This window comes from Paenibacillus sp. UMB4589-SE434, assembly GCF_030226685.1.
Classification (GTDB): domain Bacteria; phylum Bacillota; class Bacilli; order Paenibacillales; family Paenibacillaceae; genus Paenibacillus_B.
Genome location: NZ_JASOYK010000004.1, coordinates 289,134 through 308,921 on the forward strand (window position 1 = coordinate 289,134; position 19,788 = coordinate 308,921).

General features: G+C 44.6%; 18 protein-coding genes and 1 pseudogene. 12 read left to right on the top strand and 7 right to left on the bottom strand.

Translation table 11 applies throughout. The features are described from left to right. Window positions 1-32: 32 nt before the first annotated feature. Window positions 33-971 carry a glycosyltransferase family 2 protein gene (locus QP775_RS16555; protein ID WP_285107664.1) on the bottom strand — a complete coding sequence of 313 codons (939 nt, stop codon included), beginning with the start codon at window positions 969-971 and terminating at the stop codon, window positions 33-35. Window positions 972-1,152: 181 nt separating this feature from the next. Here QP775_RS16555 and QP775_RS16560 point away from each other — a divergent pair, with 181 nt between their 5' ends. From QP775_RS16560 to QP775_RS16600, 9 genes are all read left to right on the top strand, one after another. Next, window positions 1,153-2,202: a ThiF family adenylyltransferase gene (locus QP775_RS16560; protein ID WP_239326567.1), complete on the top strand. Its 1,050-nt coding sequence runs from the start codon at window positions 1,153-1,155 to the stop codon at window positions 2,200-2,202. A gap of 119 nt (window positions 2,203-2,321) precedes the next feature. Further along, entirely contained in the window at window positions 2,322-3,740 is a 1,419-nt protein-coding gene (locus QP775_RS16565) for a CapA family protein (protein WP_285107667.1), read from the top strand. 137 nt (window positions 3,741-3,877) lie between these two features. Beyond that, complete coding sequence (locus tag QP775_RS16570) at window positions 3,878-4,519, top strand: fumarylacetoacetate hydrolase family protein (protein WP_285107971.1); 642 nt, start codon at window positions 3,878-3,880, stop codon at window positions 4,517-4,519. A gap of 7 nt (window positions 4,520-4,526) precedes the next feature. After that, entirely contained in the window at window positions 4,527-5,354 is an 828-nt protein-coding gene (locus tag QP775_RS16575) for a DUF92 domain-containing protein (protein ID WP_285107669.1), read from the top strand. A 98-nt stretch (window positions 5,355-5,452) separates the two neighbouring features. After that, complete coding sequence (locus QP775_RS16580) at window positions 5,453-6,028, top strand: TetR/AcrR family transcriptional regulator (protein ID WP_239326575.1); 576 nt, start codon at window positions 5,453-5,455, stop codon at window positions 6,026-6,028. Between the two features lie 110 nt (window positions 6,029-6,138). After that, window positions 6,139-8,097 carry an ABC-F family ATP-binding cassette domain-containing protein gene (locus QP775_RS16585; protein ID WP_285107672.1) on the top strand — a complete coding sequence of 653 codons (1,959 nt, stop codon included), beginning with the start codon at window positions 6,139-6,141 and terminating at the stop codon, window positions 8,095-8,097. Window positions 8,098-8,480: 383 nt separating this feature from the next. Further along, the gene (locus tag QP775_RS16590; RefSeq protein ID WP_285107674.1) at window positions 8,481-9,713 is read left to right on the top strand and encodes a hypothetical protein; all 1,233 of its coding nucleotides are present in this window, start codon (window positions 8,481-8,483) and stop codon (window positions 9,711-9,713) included. A 421-nt stretch (window positions 9,714-10,134) separates the two neighbouring features. Further along, window positions 10,135-10,413 carry a hypothetical protein gene (locus tag QP775_RS16595; protein ID WP_285107676.1) on the top strand — a complete coding sequence of 93 codons (279 nt, stop codon included), beginning with the start codon at window positions 10,135-10,137 and terminating at the stop codon, window positions 10,411-10,413. 516 nt (window positions 10,414-10,929) lie between these two features. Further along, a complete protein-coding gene (locus QP775_RS16600; protein ID WP_285107678.1) occupies window positions 10,930-12,375 on the top strand; it encodes a serine hydrolase domain-containing protein in 1,446 nt (481 codons plus the stop codon). A gap of 845 nt (window positions 12,376-13,220) precedes the next feature. On the opposite strand, the gene QP775_RS16605 is transcribed toward QP775_RS16600, so the two are convergent. Together QP775_RS16605 and QP775_RS16610 are read right to left on the bottom strand one after the other, a co-directional pair. Continuing rightward, complete coding sequence (locus tag QP775_RS16605) at window positions 13,221-13,709, bottom strand: hypothetical protein (RefSeq protein WP_285107680.1); 489 nt, start codon at window positions 13,707-13,709, stop codon at window positions 13,221-13,223. A 65-nt stretch (window positions 13,710-13,774) separates the two neighbouring features. Then, window positions 13,775-13,924, bottom strand: coding sequence for a hypothetical protein (locus QP775_RS16610; protein ID WP_285107682.1), 150 nt, complete (start codon window positions 13,922-13,924; stop codon window positions 13,775-13,777). Between the two features lie 504 nt (window positions 13,925-14,428). On the opposite strand from QP775_RS16610, the gene QP775_RS16615 reads away from it, so the two are divergent. Beyond that, window positions 14,429-14,557: a hypothetical protein gene (locus tag QP775_RS16615; protein ID WP_285107684.1), complete on the top strand. Its 129-nt coding sequence runs from the start codon at window positions 14,429-14,431 to the stop codon at window positions 14,555-14,557. 176 nt (window positions 14,558-14,733) lie between these two features. Here QP775_RS16615 and QP775_RS16620 read toward each other — a convergent pair whose 3' ends face one another. Beyond that, window positions 14,734-15,645 (bottom strand): helix-turn-helix transcriptional regulator, encoded by a 912-nt coding sequence (locus QP775_RS16620; RefSeq protein WP_285107686.1) that lies wholly within the window; start codon window positions 15,643-15,645, stop codon window positions 14,734-14,736. 98 nt (window positions 15,646-15,743) lie between these two features. Here QP775_RS16620 and QP775_RS16625 point away from each other — a divergent pair, with 98 nt between their 5' ends. Continuing rightward, window positions 15,744-16,688 carry an alpha/beta fold hydrolase gene (locus QP775_RS16625; protein WP_285107688.1) on the top strand — a complete coding sequence of 315 codons (945 nt, stop codon included), beginning with the start codon at window positions 15,744-15,746 and terminating at the stop codon, window positions 16,686-16,688. Between the two features lie 9 nt (window positions 16,689-16,697). After that, window positions 16,698-16,848: pseudogene (locus QP775_RS25780) on the top strand (3-hydroxyisobutyrate dehydrogenase); the annotation flags it as partial. A gap of 292 nt (window positions 16,849-17,140) precedes the next feature. On the opposite strand, the gene QP775_RS16630 reads toward QP775_RS25780, so the two are convergent. The 3 genes from QP775_RS16630 to QP775_RS16640 all read right to left on the bottom strand — a co-directional run bounded on the left by QP775_RS16630 (window position 17,141) and on the right by QP775_RS16640 (window position 19,775). Continuing rightward, window positions 17,141-18,175 carry an oxidoreductase gene (locus QP775_RS16630; RefSeq protein ID WP_239326593.1) on the bottom strand — a complete coding sequence of 345 codons (1,035 nt, stop codon included), beginning with the start codon at window positions 18,173-18,175 and terminating at the stop codon, window positions 17,141-17,143. Between the two features lie 53 nt (window positions 18,176-18,228). Further along, on the bottom strand, window positions 18,229-19,272 hold the full coding sequence (locus QP775_RS16635; RefSeq protein ID WP_239327716.1) for a M42 family metallopeptidase: 1,044 nt from the start codon (window positions 19,270-19,272) through the stop codon (window positions 18,229-18,231). A gap of 131 nt (window positions 19,273-19,403) precedes the next feature. Then, window positions 19,404-19,775 (bottom strand): LapA family protein, encoded by a 372-nt coding sequence (locus tag QP775_RS16640; RefSeq protein ID WP_275444465.1) that lies wholly within the window; start codon window positions 19,773-19,775, stop codon window positions 19,404-19,406. Between the last annotated feature and the right edge of the window lie 13 nt (window positions 19,776-19,788).

The following is a 19,788-nucleotide window of genomic DNA, read 5'->3' on the forward strand; positions in this document are numbered from 1 at the left end:
CGTTAAACGATAAGAGGAGCTTCTCCCTGCTTTCATGGCCACTGTCTGGATTCAGAAGGCTTACTTGATGATGTACCAAGTGTAGCAGGCCGTCCATTTTCTTTAATAGTGGAAGATACCTGAACCTTGTGCTTGCTATCGAGCGGCGATGAATCTGGATTGATGTCGCATGACCGTAAATAAGCTGCCAGATTATTAAGGTCAGATGGACGATATAGATGAAAGGCAGGTTTACGTGTATCCACATAGAGTTTTAGGCCAAGTGCGGCTGCTCTGACACAGAAATGCCGATCTTCACCCCAGAATGACACATTTGGAATTTCCGCAAACGACACTCCAGCCTCCAATGCCTTCCTTTTAATTAAAGTACACGCTCCTAGCCCACCGACTTCATAAATGCCAGGCTGACGAAGCTGGGCTAGCACTTGAAATAGACGCCGATTGGTTTCCTCTTCCGTTAACTTTTCATTGCGGCCTTTTGGAATGAGCGAGTATACGTCTTGTACCCATACTTGTGGCATTTCAACGGTTCCCGGTTCCCATATTGTCCAGAATATGTTTGCTATAATATCCTTCTCCGTGGCCAGCAGCCTATCAACCGTGTCCGGGTGGAGGACCAGATCGGAGTCAATCAGAAACAAGGCGTCTACTTGATCTGCCAGGGCTGCTTGTATGCAGAAATCTTTCATTGCCGCAACACGCCATACCAGATGTTCATTCCAGAAATGTGTTGTTTCATCGCATTCATAGGCTACTTTTTGCTGTTCACTTCTGTAAATGCGCACAGCAGGGTGTTCCCGTTGGAATTTCAGTAGTAATTGACGTGAATGTTCATCGTCATTATCGTCAAAGAAGGCAAAGCTCGCTGTATACGATTGCTGGTGCAAGCGGCTCAATGATTCAAGCCAAGCCTCCAGTATATCTGGTCGCTGACGAATAGGGCTGGCAATTAGTACGCGCTGTTGTTCCATGGTACGACCTCCATTATTTGCGGTTGGTTCATTGTATGACGAGTCTGCTGGTTATAGAGTAGGTTTTTGGAAAAGGTTCATGTAAAATAAGAGAGGTGTACGTGAATGCATAGATATATGCAGATGAAATAAGCAAATTGATACAAGCAGACAAGCCCTATATAGATGAGGGGGAAAATAGATGGTTACACCTTTGAAGAATATTCATAATGCTGAACGATATTCAAGGCAGGAACGATTTGCTCCGATTGGGGTGGATGGTCAGCGCAAGCTAATGGACAGCCGTGTATTAATTGTAGGAGCAGGGGCTTTAGGATCAGGTGTCGCTGAAATGTTAGTGCGGGCCGGAGTGGGACATGTGACGATTATCGATCGAGATTACGTCGAATGGAGCAACCTGCAGCGGCAGCAGCTATACACGGAGCAGGATGTGCATGAGCGACTGCCTAAGGCGATAGCTGCTGAGCGGAGACTACAAGCCGTCAACAGCGGCGTAGAGATTCAAGGCATCGTAGCGGACGTTACCGTGTACGAATTGGAGCAATGGGCTGCTGGACAGCATCTAATTTTGGATGCAACTGATAATTTTGACACACGAATGCTCCTGAATGATTATGCGATGAAGCATAACGTGCCCTGGATTTACGGTGCATGTGTTGGCAGCTATGGCATGTCTATGATGTTTGAGCCGGGGATAACGCCATGCCTGCATTGCCTAATGGATACGGTCCCGATTGGCGGAGCCACATGTGATACTGCGGGTATTATTCCACCAGCCGTGCAGATGGTTACTGCATACCAGGCTGCAGAAGCATTAAAGTGGCTGAGCGGCAATCCGCTTGCACTTCGGCGTAAGCTTGTTTCGTTTGATCTGTGGACGAATCAAAGTACGGCACTTGATGTTTCGGCAGCACGTCGTGACGATTGTCCTTCTTGTGGTAAGGATGCCGCTTATCCATACTTGGAAGCTTCGAACCACCGCAAGACCGATATTTTGTGCGGACGGGATACGGTACAGATCCGTCCTGCTCAGCCTCAGCAGCTTCCAATAGCAGAAGTGGCTGCACGTCTCCGTCATGTATGGGGGCCTACGGTTCATAGTAATGATTACTTGTTGTCTGTTCCAATCGATCATTATCGCTTAGTGATGTTTAAAGATGGACGTATTTTAGTACATGGGACCAAAGACCCTGTAGAAGCCAGAACGATTGCTGATCGAGTGTTCGGTTAAGCAGTACAGCGGAACGAAGAGAACACCCATCCGTATTCTACTTGATATGAGTTATCGCAGCGAGCCACGGAGGTGATGCTCTCTACGTTTATAACCAAGTAGCAAGGAGAGTAGGCGAAGTGAGACAATCGAGAAGCGAGCGCAAGCGTCATGAGAAGCAGCAGCGTCAGCGTAGGCGAGGCAGATTGTTTGCCTTTAATCTGGGCCTGGCTGCAGCTATCGTTATAGTAGCGTTGTATGGTTGGTATTCAGGTCAACTTGTGATCCCTGAAAGCCACTCTACATCGCCTCAATTCCAACATGATCAGCCAAGCAAGCAGGAGACTGGGGCTTCCAGCAACTATCAGCTTGAACACCAGCAAGAATCTCAAGATAAACCAGGAGAAGATAAGAGTGAGGAGACCGCTCCACAGAATCTGGCTGCTTCAGAACCTATTGGGGATAAAGGTATGACCGCCATCGGAGGTGCTGGATTAAAGGAGTCACATGAATCCATTTCATCAACTGAACTAACTGAGTCAACTGGATCGATGGAAGTCAAGTCTCCGCTGTCTTCATTACCTGATGATCAGAGTGGCAAGCGTCATCCAACTAGCGATGTCGTTCGATTTACTTTTATTGGCGATATCATCAATGCGGGAAAAGTAGCAGATGTAGTAGCGAAATCGGGGTATCATTATCCATATTCTTATGTAAAGTCGATCTTCCAACAAGATGATCTGACGATCGCTAACGTAGAAACACCAATTACGAAGCGGGGAGTTCCCGCCCAGCATAAAGAGTTTGTATACAAGTCATCCCCCAAAATGGCCAGTGCTATGAAAGAAGCGGGAATTGACGTTGTTAATCTCGCAAACAATCATGTCATGGATCAAGGAGAAGAAGGTCTAATAGATACGTTTGCCGCACTGCAAGGGGCTGATATCCGCTATGTTGGCGCAGGCAAGAATGGGATAGAGGCTTATCAACCTGTCATCGTAAAGCGCAATGGGATGTCAATCGCTGTCCTGGGGTTTAGTCGTGTGATTCCTGATGTCAGCTGGTATGCAGGCAAGAATAAGCCAGGACTTGCAGCAACGTATGATCCAACAAAAGCGCTGGAATCGATTCGCAAGGCGAAGCAAGCTGCAGATATCGTCATCGTAGTTGCCCATTGGGGCAAAGAGAAAGTCGACTATCCAGTTAAACACCAGCAAGATCTTGCCCATGCTTACATTGATGCTGGCGCTGACCTGATCATTGGCGGGCATCCGCACGTCCTGCAAGGGTTTGAGCCGTATAAGGGAAAGTGGATTGCTTACAGTATGGGTAACTTTATTTTTACACGTGCTACACAACCTAAAACGTGGGATACGATGGTGCTGGAAGCCGAGTGTACTAAAAATGGCACATGCAAGCTCCAAATGCATCCCTATTATACAGAGCTTGGCCGAGCAGTTCCGCTCATAGGAACCAAGGGGCAAGCACTGATATCGCGCATGGAGAGCATTTCATTTCAAACTAGAGTTGATCGTTATGGACATGTAACGAAGCGTTGACCAATAGTCTACATTAGGGGGCGATCGAAATGAACACAGGGCCAACGGCAGGGTTGTCTAGTGAGGACACTGTTAATAGGAGCACCGGAATAGAACGAACCACAGTGGATGAAATAGTGCTGCAAAAGGATGCTCCGATAAAAAGTCTAATTCGCAACGTATATTGCATTGGGCGTAACTATAAATTGCACGCGGCAGAGCTTGGCAATGCCGTTCCTGCGGAGCCGATGGTGTTTATGAAGCCGTCCCATGCATTGACATGGCTGGATGGGCAGCAAGGACTGCCGCTTCCATTACATAAGGGTGCTGTACATCATGAGCTTGAGCTAGTACTGCGCATCGAACGACAGGTAGAACCGGGAATGACGGCTGACGAGGCCGTTGATGGCTTGGCATTAGGCATTGATTTTACACTTCGCGACGTGCAGGACGTGCTAAAGAAGCAAGGGCATCCGTGGCTTGCGGCGAAGGGGTTTCTTCATTCCGCACCACTCACGCCATTTATGGCGTATCCAGGAACAGAAGCAACGATTCATACGCCATTTCAGCTCAAGTTAAATGGAAAGACGGTGCAGCAGGGAATTGCAAGTGATATGATATTTAATTTTGATGATTTGATTCAATATGTTGCCATCCACTATGGATTAGGTGAAGGTGATCTTATCTTTACCGGCACACCTGCAGGGGTTGGTGCTGTGCAGGCAGGGGATACGTTGGAGTTGTTATGGAATGGCGAATGTGTAGGAAAGGGTGTTATTCAGACTACGGAAGTGAAGTGATCGTCATATGGATTGGTTGATTGGGCTGGCAGGAAGTATTATCGTTGCCGGACTGGCATATCGAAAAAGATCTTTGACGCAATCGGGCGCACTGGCGGCGGTTGTCATGGGGACGGTTTACTATGGAAGCGGGAGCTTGATCTGGTTTGGGCTGCTGCTGACCTTTTTTATAACGTCGACATTTTGGTCCAAATGGAATAAACGAAAGAAAAGCCGCTTCGATCAGATCTATAAGAAGACAGGGGAAAGGGACGCTCATCAGGTCATGGCCAATGGTGGCCTCGGCATGTTGCTATGCGTCTGTAATGCTATATTTCCGCACCCCGGATGGCTGTTCTCCTTTGCAGGTGTCATGGCTACCGTTAATGCAGATACATGGGCCACAGAGATTGGCAGTCTTAGTCGATCTTTGCCGCGCTCCGTGCTGACTGGCAAGCGAGTGCCTGCAGGAACTTCAGGGGCTGTATCCACGATCGGGACAATAGCTACCATGCTGGGTGCTGCGACAATTGGGGGTGCTGCTGTCGTTTGCCTGTACATTGCTGCTGATCCGGCATTTTCAATTCCATATCAATGGAGTCTGCTAATCTTGATTGGCATATGCGGCACGGTTGGTGGTATCGTCGGCGCTTTTACCGATTCATTTCTTGGGGCGACGATTCAAGCGGCTTACCATTGTGAGAAGTGTGGTGCGAACACGGAGAGAACGACTCACTGCGGGCAACCAACAACACTGGTGAAAGGTTTTCGCTGGATGACTAACGATATCGTAAATGGGGTTAGTTCGGTATTCGGAGGTGTGATAGCGTGGTTGATAGGCATATTTTGGTTATAAGCCATATAAATCGACAATAACGGCTTCCCATGTTATATTCGAAGGAGCAGCATCTAGAGCATTAAGCCTGATAGGCAATTGCCGAAGGAGGTGAGCCGGTGAGTTACGGTCAAGGAGACAAACTGCATTTGATACTGGATGCGGCTTATGAACTCTTCGGTTCCGATGGCTTCTACGAAACAAAGATGTCCGATATTGCCGATAAGGCGGGCATTGCCAAAGGAACGCTATATTTGTATTTTAATAGCAAGGAACAGCTGTTTACGGCGATGTCGCAGCGTGATTTTGATCATTTTCTAGGTGATTTGGAGTTTGGTTTGAACCAATTCAACTCGCTGGAAGAGCAATTGCGATTTATTGCAGGACATCATCTAAGATATTATTATGAGCGTAAGCGATATACGAAGTTATTTTTTAAAGCACCTAATAACGACCCGGATATGATGGAAGTGATTCGGAGCTTTATGCAGCGTTATATGAACCTGATGGCAAATGCGTTTGCACAGTTTGGGCTGCTTGAACCCATGCTGCATGCGAAGTCTTATGCTGGCATGTTAGATATGATTAAGATGGACATGATTTTTAGTCCGGAATTTGTCGAGCAGGACATGGACAAGCGTGTCCAATTTGCAGCCGAGCTGTTTATGAACGGATGCAAGTCTGACCTCAGGTGATGAAGAGTGTAATCGTGTAAAGGGAGGACCTCTGGTTCTCCCTTTTTATAAGATTCAGGGTAAGTGCTAGGAACAGCAGGGATAGTTAGGAAATGGAGGCTTACAGCAGCATGCATGTAATGACGATTGAGCAGCTTAGTAAAAGTTACGGGGAGAAAACGTTATTTAAAGACGTTTCTTTTGGCATAGAGAAGGGAGATCGCTTCGGGATCATCGGAGTAAATGGGACAGGTAAGTCCACATTTTTGAAGACGATAGCAGGGTTGGAGCCGATCGAGTCAGGCAAGATGATGAGAGGCAGCAGCGTATCGGTAGAATACGTGGCACAAGAACCGGAGTTTGATCCGTCGTCAACGGTGTTGGATACGGTAATGAGCGGCAGTTCTCCTGAGATGACGGCCGTTCGACAATACACAGAGGTGCTGGAAGCGCTTAGCCTTCATCCGGAGGATGCCACGCTCCAGAATCGATTGGTCAAAGCAAGTGATGACGTGGATCGTTTACAGGCATGGCAGTTGGAAAGTGAAGCCAAGACCATTCTGTCTAAGCTGGGAATCCAGCGTTATCAAGCCAAGATGGGGGAGCTATCGGGTGGACAACGCAAGCGAGTGGCATTAGCTGCCGGGCTTATACATCAAGCTGATGTTCTCCTCTTGGATGAGCCTACGAACCACGTAGATAATGAGACGGTAGCATGGTTGGAGTCGATGCTGCAGAAGCGGACTGGCGCCCTGATTATGATTACGCATGATCGGTATTTCCTAGACCGGGTTGCCAACAAGATGATTGAGCTGGACCAGGGGAACGCTTTTTTTTATGAAGCAAACTATACACGGTTTCTGGAGTTGAAAGCAGACCGTGAAGCGCGCGAGGCATCTGCCGAGGATACGCGACAGAACATATTGCGTCGGGAATTAGCTTGGATCAGACGTGGTGCGAAGGCACGTACGACTAAGCAGAAGGCACGTATTGAACGTTTTGAAGAGCTGAGCTCACAGGGGCCAGCGCAGCGTGATTCCGGAATTGAAGTCTCAACTGCCAGTGCTCGTCTTGGCAAAAAGATTATGGAGATCGATGCACTTCGCGCGGAAGCGGACGGACGGGTGCTGTTTCAAGATTTCTCTTATATTGCGGTAGCAGGCGACCGGATTGGAATAATCGGGCTGAACGGCAGCGGTAAGTCTACGCTGCTGCAAATGATTGCCGGGCGCCGCGAGCCTGAGGCAGGTTCAGTTGTATTAGGCCCGACAGTACGTATTGGCTACTTTACGCAAGAGCATGAAGAAATGAATGAATCGATGCGTGTGATTGAATATATACGAGAAGCGGCAGAGACTGTGAGTACTGCGGAAGGTGAGACGATTAGTGCAGCGCAAATGCTGGAACGGTTTATGTTCAGTCCAACGATGCAGTGGACGGTGATCGGCAAGTTGTCAGGCGGCGAGAAGCGTCGCTTGCAGTTGCTGCGTATGCTCATGACTGCGCCTAACGTACTTTTGCTTGATGAGCCAACCAACGACTTGGATGTGCAGACGCTCGCTGTCCTGGAACAGTATTTAGATGACTTCCCCGGTATTGTCATCGCGGTGTCACATGATCGCTATTTCTTGGATCGGGTGGCGGAGCGAATCTGGTCATTTGAACAGCAGAATGTCCATCAACATGTTGGAAATTATTCCGAATACATGGAGTGGAGAGCAGCGAATGGAATGCCTTCCTTGAGCGAGAGTGCACTAAATGTATCACCTGCTGCTACAAAGTCTGCGGATGTACAAGTGGATTCGGCGGGAACAGAGGGTACTGCGGGACGGCAAGAGCGTAAGCCAAAGTTAAAGATGTCTTACAAGGATGAACGAGAGTATGAACAGATTGAAGGCTGGGTCACTGACACAGAAGCGTTGCTGGAGCGGATCACCCGTGACATGGAAGCAGCTTATAGCGATTCCTCTCGTCTACAAGAGCTCATGAAAGAGCAGCGGGAAGCAGAGTCTAAGTTAGAGCAGTTGATGGATCGATGGACCGAATTGAGCGAGTTGGCGGAGCAGATTGAAGCTTCTAGAGGCTCGTAATAGAGACAGCATTAGTCAAAGACAACCCAACGATTTGCTATAGCGGTTGTTGCGCCCATAGCTAGACATCAATAAAAGGGTTTTACGTGGCGACCGCTTCTTGTTATTCTATAGGGAAGCGGTCGCTTACTAGGTTAGGATACTAGGCTAAGAATGCAGGATTAAGATCGCTCGCTCTTAGCTTCATGGCAAAGGGGGAGTAAATTAACATCTTTATGTTTTTTGAAATAAATAGAACAACACGAAATATTATGGTAATATGTAGGTGGTTGATTCCTATACATAATCCATTAAGTGAGGTGTACCCGTTGACTGATATCTCCGCTTCAACGCTAACGTCGGGGCCGGGGGAACTGATACGAAGTAAACGAATAGATAAGCAGATGACATTACCCCAAGTTTCCGACTTATCAGGCATCCCCGAAGGAACTTTGAACCTAATCGAATCAGGCGAGTCAACAGCCCCTGAGTTCCGCAGCTTCTTAGCTATTGCTTCTACCTTACATATTCCGATCGAAGAGATTACAGAATCCTATATCGAAGTAGAGGGCGGCCCGGAGTCCTTGTTTACCGTTCTGAAGGAATCGATTCCGAGATCGTTGCCTATACCATTAATTATGAAGATTGCTACTAATTTCCTCGCTATCAATCAGCGTGAAACCTCTGAAGAGTCCGTTGAACGATTATATGCTCTTGCAACCGAAACACAAGAGATTCCCCGAAAACTTGCCTTGTTTAAAGTGATTAGCCAGTTCACGGACGATCACAGTATTCGGCCTTCTTTGGCTAAGTCATTGCTTCAATCCTATCTTATTGAACGCGGTGATTTACGGAGATTAGGAGATACTTACGAATATGGACGAAGTATTCAATATCATGCAAAATTTCTTCCAGTAGATGACCAAATCGTGTATTACTACAAGATCGGAGTACATGCCTACCACTTAGGTAAGTACGAAGAGTGCATCCAACACTGTAAGGAAGTCCTCACCCTTGATTACTCTGAAGGGACAACGAAGGCAGAGGCCCTGTTATTATCTGCATCAAGCTATTTCCTATTAGGCCTTTTTGATAGCGCCGAAAAATACGTCCGCACTCTAAAAAAATTTAATTTTCCTTGGCTGAATGATCAAGTGGGTTACTTACAGGCCAAAATTGATAGTAAGAAAATTAGTATCGACTTAGCCATTCTACAGTTAGAGGAATTTTTGGATAAACACCCACATAAAGTTGTTGTCATGTATGATTTACTAGATTTGTACCTAAAACAACATGACGTGGATGCTATCGAAAGATTGATCAAACACGAGAAAGACTTTATCGACTTCACATCAACTAATCATCCATTATTGATTTCTGAACATGCTGATTATTTCTCAAAGAAAAGCGAGTATTATTTTACTATTAATAAGCCTGAACAAGCCTTCCATAATTTGTTTAAGAGTATTATAATGTTTATATCTGTTGATAGGCACCGTGAGGCATCGAAAAGCATCGGTATGCTGTTAAGCGCGATGAGTAGATTCCCTAATGCACTTCACAGTTTTGAAAAAGAATTTCATCAGGTTATTGAGTACTTACAGAACAACAATAACAAGGGAGGCGCCTTCATATGAAAAAAGGAAGAAAAATCGCCCAGGTAGTTTTAATGACCGTTTCACTAGTTGCTGTAATCACTCCATTAGTTGCAAGTGGAGTAATTGTTTCGTGGTAATTAGCTTTCACAATTTTTTTAATCAACGTCACAGGCACCTAAACAGGTGTCTGTTTTTAATTTGGTAGTATATCAATTTGCTTATTGGCTTTGTTGTAATTTTGGTAATAAATATCCTCAAGCATCGTTATTCTAATAATTAAGCGAGAGATCAGTTGAAAGCAGTAAAGGCTTATGAGGTATCAAATTCGTTTGTTATTTGTACTGATTAAGCGGGGAAACCATCATTGTTTTATGTATTTATTAGATTACTCATTGGCGTCCATTTATCTACTACGAAGTTGCGATGGCCTAGTGAAGTTAAAACATAGAGGAGGAGAGGTATGGATTTTAGTCAGTTTGAACCCATTTTAATCATCATTGCTTTTCTTACTATATATGCTTTGGTAGTCGTTTTAGCTATTCACTTCATTTTCAGGAAGAATATTTTGTTAAGGAATTATATATTTTTAGGACTTGTAGCACTGGGAGTTCTTGTGTCCTACTACAATTCATTCAAGAATAGTAATAATTGGATTCTGTCTATTTTGCTTACAATTGCGTTTATCGGTCTTGCACGACAACAATGGATATACAGAAAAAAGGTAAAGAATCAGCCTTGAGCAAGGGCTTGCTTGAGAGACGCTTATGATCAGAGATGTCAGCAGAAAATAAAGTATTAGACTGTATGTCTATGATCGAGGCGACTTTTTAAACTGTTATAATGTCAGACTGTATATAATAAGTTTTAGACTGACCCTCGAAAATAAAACAACGACAGACCAAGGATAAGAAAATAAAGTCCTAGACTGTCGCTGTTTCATTAAACTAACGTGTCCCGTTAGCTTAATTAATTACCGGTGCAATTCTAATGGCCAACCTGCGTTTTTTTCTGCAAAATCGCACCAAAATTTACTCAAGTTTAGCAATACTAATGAATGTATCGATTAGATGATGGATAATAAATTAATGAACAAGGTATATATGTTGAGGATTAAAGATTGTTTGTATAATATTATAAATAAATAGGATTTTGTAACGAAACAGATTGAAGAGATCCAGTTAACCTTTGATGATAACGTTGAGGAATACTTTCAGACACTATTATCCTCGCATAATTTTTTCGAAATGGAGAGTTTATGAAAAAGACTATTGTTTTTGTATTAACGATACTTTTATTATTTTCAGGATTCGCAACACAAAGTTATGCGTCGTTGTCAGATACGCAATCTGCGGCAATACAAGCGTTGCTGGATGATGCCGGTCGTATATCAGGTGTGCCGGGAATGTCAATCTCAATACTTGCTGATGATGAAGTGTTCTACTTTTCTTCCGGGTATGCAGACCGTGAAAGTGGGTTGTCTGCAAGTGAAAATACACTATATGAGTTGGCCTCGGTCAGTAAAGCTTTTACCGGCATGGGTATTCTGCTCTTGGAAGAGCAAGGGCTGCTGTCAATGACTGACACTGTCCAAAAATATTTACCTTGGTTTACGTTAAAGTATCAAGGGAAACCTGTTGATGTGCAAAGCCTTACACTCAATAACTTTCTTCACCATACTAGCGGCCTAACAAATGGTAGGCATACTCAAAATATTCCACAAGGCAATACGCCAGATTTGCTGCAAAAGACTGTGGAAATGCTGGTAGATGCTGAGTTGGCGTTCCCTCCCGGTGAACAGTATAACTATGGAACCGTTAATTATGACGTATTGGGTTTGGTTATTGAGATTGTGTCGGGACAAAGCTATGAGGACTTTATGAGGGGACAAGTATTTCAGCCGTTAGGTCTTCACCAGACGTATGTTTATAAAGAAGATGCTCAAGCCACCGGACAGTTGGCACAGGGCTACCGTTCTTCCTTTTTTATGACAACTCCATATAACGCGCCGGATTATTCCGGGAATAAACCCGCAGGCTACATCATTTCTTGTACAAAAGATATGGCGCGTTGGATGGGCATACAGATGGGTATTGTGCAGGACATACCCGAAATATTCCATACGGTTATCGAAAAATCACATCAGGGTGATATGTCTGTTCCGGCTGTCAACGAAATGTATTATGCGGCGGGCTGGTCGGTAAACGCCAACCAAACGATTATAGAGCACCCAGGGGGCAATCCCAATTTCGGAACCGAAGTGGCCATAATGCCAATTGAACGAACAGCCGTCTGCTTGCTGACCAACGGCGCAAATATCAATAGAAGCATGGTACTAAAAGTCAAAGATATATTAGACGGCAATCTAACGCAGTCATATGAAATAAGCGGCACACAGCTTTTGGACATCATTTTATCGTCTACCACAATTATTCTTTGCCTATTGGCCGTTCTGTTCTTTCTCTTAGGATTACGCAGAAGGAAAACGAATGAGCGGCAGCCAATGACAAAAAAGCGAATAATCGTAACAGCTATTTTGCTGATTGCTACGATTGCCCTGTGTATAATGTGCTGTGCATTAGATTGGTCAACGATACTTATTTGGCAAACATATAGTGTTCTTACAGCTTTGATTTCGTCGGCATTATTAACAGCAAGCATTACATGGTTTGTATACACTCACCGATATAATACCTCGCTGTGAAAATAAGCATTTTGTTCGTTCGCCTTATTGGATTATTGTGAAGTAGACATTTGATAACAAACAATGTTAGCACAAAGGGAGTGTCTGCACACTCCCTATTTTTCGCCGTTACTTATGGTAGGGTTCACCGCAAATGATCTCAAACTATCCTGCCCGTTACTTCAATGAGCGTTTGACCAGCTGCCTCTATATCATGATTCAGCTATCGTGTCCCGTTAGAATTCCTGTGGAACGAATAATTAGGAGATTGAATAAGGAAGAGCGCCTCTGTACGATGGGAGTACACAACGGGTCAACAGCCCTTAACCTAAAAATGCTAAAACATTTTTCAAATCACGAATGGTTAATGAATTTCTTAAGCACTTCGAGAAGTGCATATCTAGGCATTCGGAGGATCAGATTCCAGTTTTTCTTACCATTCAGTCCCGCGTCGCGTATCAATCTGACGATATCCTCAACCTCGCCAATTTAGCTAGAGGATTTCGTGTCGGGGTCACCTTCATTTCGAACTCGATCATAAGAAAAAGTTTTGGGTAATGTGGGCGGATTGACCTCCTTCCATCATGCTGATCTTGATTCACGAATTGAAACCGGAATGGTTTTTGCAAATCCCCCAGAAATGCTTGAACGTCAAAATATCGTAGAGGGATGTGCCTACTACCGCTGCCGCGATAATGATTCTTTCATGCTAAACGATTAATTTTAGTTCGAGGCCAAGGAGAATAGGACATTATATACATAGAAAAAGCGAGTCCCCACTAGTGGACCTTGCTTTTTTCGATTGTTCCACTCTAATAGAAAGTCAACTATTTCTATAATCGTATCCCATTTTCTTGTTTGTTATCTCATGGTGTAACCTGCACGTCATTTGTTTTGAAGTTACTAAAGAACCACGTCTTGTACCTGTCGATCGGCCGATCTCTCTCTCCCTCAAATCCAGGTCCGTAATAAAAGGCATAATATTCATACTCAATCCGATCTCTATCAGTGCTAAAGAACTTAATTTTGATCTTTGGATAATTCCGGTCGTCCTTGGAGTAATTTTTGAAGTACAATTCTTCAATAACTGTATTCTGGAACTCGGAAGAGAGAGCAAGTTCCTTCGTCTTCAAGAAAATCTCTTTGTCATTTCCAATGTCCGGTTTACGATTAAGGTAGTAGTTAAACTCGATTAGGGTAGGTGACATTTGGAATTTTAGATCGTTAATTTCCTTGTGGACCCTAAGAATTTTCGACTTAAAGTCGGTCAATTGTTCTGTTTTTATCGTCTTATGGGTCGTGCATCCGGTTAAGAGGATTAGGAGTGATAAAACCACCGGTATCATTTTTTTCATTTGATCCCTCCATTAAAGGATAGCACTATGGGAATCATAGCACTATCCTTCATTCTATGGGATTTTTATTTGAAATACATCACTCCGCCTTGTAACCATCCATTTTGCATAGCATCGAAATGTACCCAGTAATCGATGCTGCGGCGCTGACCCCACGTGGAGACGGCAATCCAACGATTGTCATTTGCATCACGGTAATACTTAGTGATCGTCATCCAGTGCCACTCATACTCATAATCGGACCATTTCTTCGTATTAAGTGTAGCAACGGGTGAGTTAATATTCAGACCGGCGTCATGTATAGTATCACCAATTACGTTCCATTCTAGGTCGCACGAAAAAAGATAAAAACCATCGCTTCCTTCGTATTGAGTTATCGTCAGAGCAGTTATAATAACTTTTTTTCGTCTTCTTGATAATATACGTACCCAAAGTCATTAGTACTTTTATTGTCCGTGAAGTACAAAACCTTAGCTCCGTCCAATTCAATAGGCGTAGTCAAATTAACACCCTCCTAGTGAAACTTTCCACTTCATACTACCACAGATTAGCTGCTGAATACTGTGTTAATCTGCCGTTACTTCAATGAAAAAGGCATCTGATCATTTAACCAGCTACCTCTATATCATGATTGGGGTAATTCAGATATCCGCGAGAGGATCGAATCCTTACGCCGTCAACAATTACAAGCACCTACTTCAAAGCAAATAAAGTGTGAGATGAATGATGCGAAAAAGGATATACTCATCGAAACGTTAAAACGCAAAATCAAAGCACTGGAGAACGAGAACAAAGAATTACGAGAAGAAATGAAAAAGGCTTATGCTCAGATTTACGAAAAAATTTAGTTGCACTACATTGAGCTAACTGGCAGGATAGTTGAAGATTATTCGCGCTGAACCTTACTATAAGTAGCGGCGAAAAGTTGAGTTGAAGGTTGAAGCTTCGATGCTAAATCTATGAAGAAGCGCGTAAAGCCCCAACTCATGTGAAATAAGTCATATAGGCCGAGAAAAGACCTTGATCAGGAATAGTTATCCATCATTTGAGATAAATAATTTCGAAAGTCATCAACGTAGGTTTTGGGCTCTACAACTTTTAGATGAGTGCCGAAGCTTGCTAAAAGTTGAAATCCCATATAATTTTGAGGGACATATATGGTTGCTAATAAAAGTCCAGGACCATGGTCTTCAATACTTTTTCGACCATACCTTTCGATGATTTGATCTTTTATGCTAGGCGATATCCATGCCTTAATCGTGACGAACTGCGGTAGATAACTTGCTTCGTGTCCTTGCTCAGACCAATCGTCTCTTGGATGAAACGCGCGTTCATCCATAGAAATATGATCGATCCGGGATAACTTGAATGTTCGAGATCCCTGTCGATGTAAACAGAATCCTTTCAAGTACCAACTTGATTCGCTGAAATGCAGCTCATAGGGCTCAACCATTCTATCCGTTACAGCCCCGTCTTTATCTGTATAATTAAACGAAACCAGCCTTTTCTTTGTTATGGATTCTTGACATGTCTTTACGGTTTCAAGAATTTCGGACCGACCTTTCCAATCATAAAACGATAGTTGAATGGAACGATTAAGAGACAATGGACTAACCATTGCCTCTATTTTTTTTATCGTTCTTTCAACTTCTTCGGTAAGGAGAATTTGTTCCAATCCACCCAGCGCAGTTAATATATTCTGTAAATCGGAGCTGCTTAATAAGCGTTTATCCACCTTGTATTCATCCATTATGCCGAAGCCGCCTTTGACCCCAATGACAGAGTAGATGGGGATGTTACATAAGCCCAATGTGTCCATATCGCGAAGGATCGTTCTTTTGGAGACATTGAATAGTTGTGAGAATTCCGTTGCCGCAACAACCTCTTTTTTCAGCAATATCATAATAATTGAAATGAGTCTCTCCACTTTGTCCATAATTGCCCTCTTTTTTACATGATTTCAGAACGGTGACAATAAGATGTCACCGTTTATCGATTATACTACATGTATCACAAGAAGGAGGTATTAATTCAATGTTTAATTCAACCAATTTTCCTAAACCCACCCTTATTTCAGTCAACGGTGTGGAACTCGAAGTGTTTGAAGCAGGCCGAGAAAACGCAGGAAAACCTATTGTACTCTGCCACGGCTGGCCAGAGCATGCCTTTTCTTGGCGCCATCAGATGGACGCACTTGCTGCAGCGGGCTACCATGTCATCGTCCCCAACCAGCGGGGTTACGGCAACTCATCCCGTCCGACCGAAGTAACAGACTATGACATTGAACACTTGTCGGGTGATCTCGTCGCCCTTCTCGATCACTACGGATACGAAGACGCTACCTTTGTCGGTCATGACTGGGGTGCATTCGTCGTTTGGGGACTGACCTTGTTGCATCCAAACCGCGTCAATAAAGTGATAAATCTGAGCTTGCCTTACCAAGAGCGCGGAGAAAAACCCTGGATCGAGTTCATGGAAGAAATACTTGGCGGCAATTTCTATTTCGTCCACTTCAATCGACAGCCAGGCGTCGCGGACGCCGTATTCGAAGACAATACGTACAGATTCCTTCGTAACCTATACCGGAAGAACGAGCCTCTCAGAGCACCTGAGCCAGGTATGGCGTTGATCAATCTCGCCAACGCGGAAACACCGCTCGGTGAGCCCGTAATGAGCGAAAGCGATCTGGCCGTTTACGTCTCCGCTTTTGAAACATCAGGGTTCTCGAGCAGCATAAATTGGTACAGGAACCTTGACCGCAACTGGCACTTATTGGCGGAGGTGAACCCAATCATCCAGCAGCCGACCCTCATGATCTACGGTGATCGGGATATGGTTGCGAAGTCTGAAAACCTGACAAAGTTCGTGCCCAATGTGGAAGTGGTCAATCTGGATTGCGGTCATTGGATCCAGGAAGAAAAGCCGGAGGAATCAAATAAAGCGATTTTGAGATGGCTGGAACAGCAGAATTCCATCTAGTCCCAAGAGCATCATTTAGGAAGACCAATCATTAAAGCATTCAACAATTTCTTAGCCTATACGCTAGCATCATGGGACTCCTGAAGGGACGGATGGACGCATTGCTATAGCGGTCGCTGGCAATGACCTATCCCATAAAAAAATCATCATGAGTGCAGCTATGTAGAACCCTTTATTTTATTTGATTTCCTTAAGTTTAGGTCTTGATAATTTTCTGTCTAGAACTCTATTTTCTTTTGACAAGAGCGTCTGTTTTTGTTTCGTTTGCTCGAATCTGCTTAAGAAAAAATAAAGGATGACAAATGAAAAGGAGCTAGGCAGAATAGGCTGCTTAGCTCCTTGCATTTCAAATACGTATTTTCTACAACGATGGATCTATATCACACATCTTAAAGTCTAGATAGAGAATATTGAACCCTGCTGAATTCATTTATCATAATAAAAAGTGCTTGCTATTGACAATGGGCAATACGAATGATTGTTCTTCCCATCACCTGACTTTGCAGCATTCGACTAGCCAATGCAGGCAGTTCTTGCAGCGTCACCTCATTGACAAAACCTTCTACTTGAGAGATGGAGCTCCACTCCCACGCCGTTCGCGCCCACACGTGAACACGATGATCCTGCTCTGTATACACAGAGTCGATTCCATATAAGGTGATGCCACGCAGTATAAAAGGATACACCGTCGTTGGCAGCGTCCCACCTGACGTCAGCCCGCTCGCGGCTACGGCACCACCATATTTTACAGATGCTAGCGCAGCTGCCAATATATCGCCGCCGCATACATCTACTGCGCCAGCCCACTTTTGCTTATCCAGTGAGCGCGGCCGTTCCGGCAGCCAAGCTTCACGGCTGACAATCTCTGCTGCACCTAGCGCACGCAGCATTGGCTCCGCCTGCTTCTTGCCTGAAGCGGCGGTCACACTGTAACCGAGCTTCGCCAGCATTGCAAGTGCCAGGCTGCCTACGCCGCCGCTAGCGCCGGTGACCAGAATCTGCCCGTCCTCGGGTTTAATGCCGTGCTGCTCCAAGCGTTTGACAGAGAGAGCAGCCGTGAGGCCAGCTGTCCCAAACACCATTGCATCACGCAGGCTGAGACCGGTAGGCAGTGGCACGAGCCAGTCACCAGGCACACGTGCATATTGGCTGTACCCACCAAAGTGAGATACACCCATCTCATAACCAGTCACGATAACGGCTTGACCAGGCTGATAACGATCATCCTTAGAAGCTACAACGATGCCTGAAGCATCGATACCTGGGATAAACGGATAACTCTTCACGATGTTACCGTCTGGAGAACAGGCAAGGGCGTCCTTGTAGTTAAGGCTGGAATAAGCAACCTGTATCGTAACATCGCCGTCAGGCAGGTCAGCAAACGTTATTTCTTTGACCGCTGGCGTTATACGACCCTGTTCATCCTTGTCAACGACAAGAGCATAAAAAGATGAGGGCAAAGCTGTTAGTTCTGAGGAAGAATTCATAACGGTCTCCTTTACAACATTATTCAGTATAACTATTAAATAATAAAATTTTGTTACTCCGTAATATAAGCCGCCAGCAAGATGGCGGTATTGATAACAGCTTGCTCATGAGTTCGTTCCATGGCATGAGAAGCATGTACACCTGGACCAATAAGGGCTGCGCGAATATCGTTGCCCCCGCGAAGCGCTGCGGAAGCGTCTGAGCCATAATGCGGGTATACGTCAACCGCGAAAGGAATGTCCTCGCGCTCTGCTAACGCAATCAGACGATTCGTCATAAAATAATCGTACGGTCCACTTGAATCTTTTGGACAGATGGACACATCGGTTTCCTTACAGTTTAAGTCATCACCGATGCAGCCCATGTCAACTGCTACCATCTCAGTGATGTCCTGTGGAATAAAGGAAGCGCCGTGTCCGATTTCTTCATAGTTCGTAATGATAATAACAATGTCATGGACAGGCTGCCAATTATGCTCGCGCATGCTGTGCAGCAAACCAAATAACGCAGAAACACTTGCTTTGTCGTCAAGGTGGCGTGACTTGATGTATCCGCTTGGAAGATGCTGCGGTCGTGCGTCAAAGGACACATAATCACCGGTACGTATACCAAGCTGCTCAACATCGGCCTTGCTGTTGACCATTTCATCGATGCGGACGATCATAACAGATTCTTCACGTTTCAGATCTCGAGCACCAGCAAAGACGTGCACGGATGGTTGATTGGTCATAATGGTGCCTGTATATGTTTTTCCAGAGCTAGTATGTATCGTACAATACTCATTTTCCATAGCATTTGCCATAAATCCGCCCAATGAGGTAAGACGAAGTGTGCCGTTTGCATTTACAGAGCGGACCATCGCCCCAAGTGTATCGACATGCGCAGACAAGGCAATGACACGATTGGAGCTCGAATTGGAGCCTTTGACGCGAATATAACCGCAGCCTTTAGCGTTACGCTCCATCTTGTAGCCGAGGTGTTCGGCTTCAACACTTAATCGATTCATTAGCGCGTGGGTGTACCCGGTAGGACTGGCTGTCTGCAGGCACTCCAGAAGCAAGGACATCACATAGTTTTTATCTATGTTTATATGCAGTGGTTTATTTGTAATATCAGGATACGGATTGTCAAAGATCAAAGTCATAGTAGTTCTACTCCTTTATATGAGAATAAAAAGTTCGTATCAGAAACGTGGTAACTAGTTGGCAAGAGTGGTCTTAACTATACTTATTTCAAATTCGCCTGATCCTGTAACGGTTCAAGTTGTTCAGTAGCGATAGGCTGATCGAAATCATAACCAGTCGCTTCCAGAACTTGCGCGAGCTGTGTCTCCAATCGTGCTACTTTACGCTGTGTTCGGTATTGAACGTATAGACTGTATGAGCCAACGATAATAGCACCAAGCAGTGTGCATCCCAAAATAAGCAGAATTAGCGGTACATCAAATGTGCCAAATAACACGTTAACTTGAACCGGATTTACATTAATTACAGCAAAAATAGCAGTGATTAATGCAAAAAAGAGTGTCGCAAGCAGCATCCATTGCATCCGGATCGGTGTCTTTTTTTTGGATACGGGCGTTTTTGAATTTTTTTTCATAATGCCACTCCTT

Bases quoted from the DNA above. Each gene is read 5' to 3' on its own strand.
- QP775_RS16555 (WP_285107664.1), bottom strand. From the start codon at position 971: ATGGAACAACAGCGCGTACTAATTGCCAGCCCTATTCGTCAGCGACCA.
- QP775_RS16560 (WP_239326567.1), top strand. From the start codon at position 1,153: ATGGTTACACCTTTGAAGAATATTCATAATGCTGAACGATATTCAAGG.
- QP775_RS16575 (WP_285107669.1), top strand. From the start codon at position 4,527: ATGGATTGGTTGATTGGGCTGGCAGGAAGTATTATCGTTGCCGGACTG.
- QP775_RS16585 (WP_285107672.1), top strand. From the start codon at position 6,139: ATGCATGTAATGACGATTGAGCAGCTTAGTAAAAGTTACGGGGAGAAA.
- QP775_RS16590 (WP_285107674.1), top strand. From the start codon at position 8,481: ATGACATTACCCCAAGTTTCCGACTTATCAGGCATCCCCGAAGGAACT.
- QP775_RS16595 (WP_285107676.1), top strand. From the start codon at position 10,135: ATGGATTTTAGTCAGTTTGAACCCATTTTAATCATCATTGCTTTTCTT.
- QP775_RS16600 (WP_285107678.1), top strand. From the start codon at position 10,930: ATGAAAAAGACTATTGTTTTTGTATTAACGATACTTTTATTATTTTCA.
- QP775_RS16605 (WP_285107680.1), bottom strand. From the start codon at position 13,709: ATGAAAAAAATGATACCGGTGGTTTTATCACTCCTAATCCTCTTAACC.
- QP775_RS16610 (WP_285107682.1), bottom strand. From the start codon at position 13,924: ATGACGATCACTAAGTATTACCGTGATGCAAATGACAATCGTTGGATT.
- QP775_RS16615 (WP_285107684.1), top strand. From the start codon at position 14,429: ATGAATGATGCGAAAAAGGATATACTCATCGAAACGTTAAAACGCAAA.
- QP775_RS16620 (WP_285107686.1), bottom strand. From the start codon at position 15,645: ATGGACAAAGTGGAGAGACTCATTTCAATTATTATGATATTGCTGAAA.
- QP775_RS16625 (WP_285107688.1), top strand. From the start codon at position 15,744: ATGTTTAATTCAACCAATTTTCCTAAACCCACCCTTATTTCAGTCAAC.
- QP775_RS16630 (WP_239326593.1), bottom strand. From the start codon at position 18,175: ATGAATTCTTCCTCAGAACTAACAGCTTTGCCCTCATCTTTTTATGCT.
- QP775_RS16640 (WP_275444465.1), bottom strand. From the start codon at position 19,775: ATGAAAAAAAATTCAAAAACGCCCGTATCCAAAAAAAAGACACCGATC.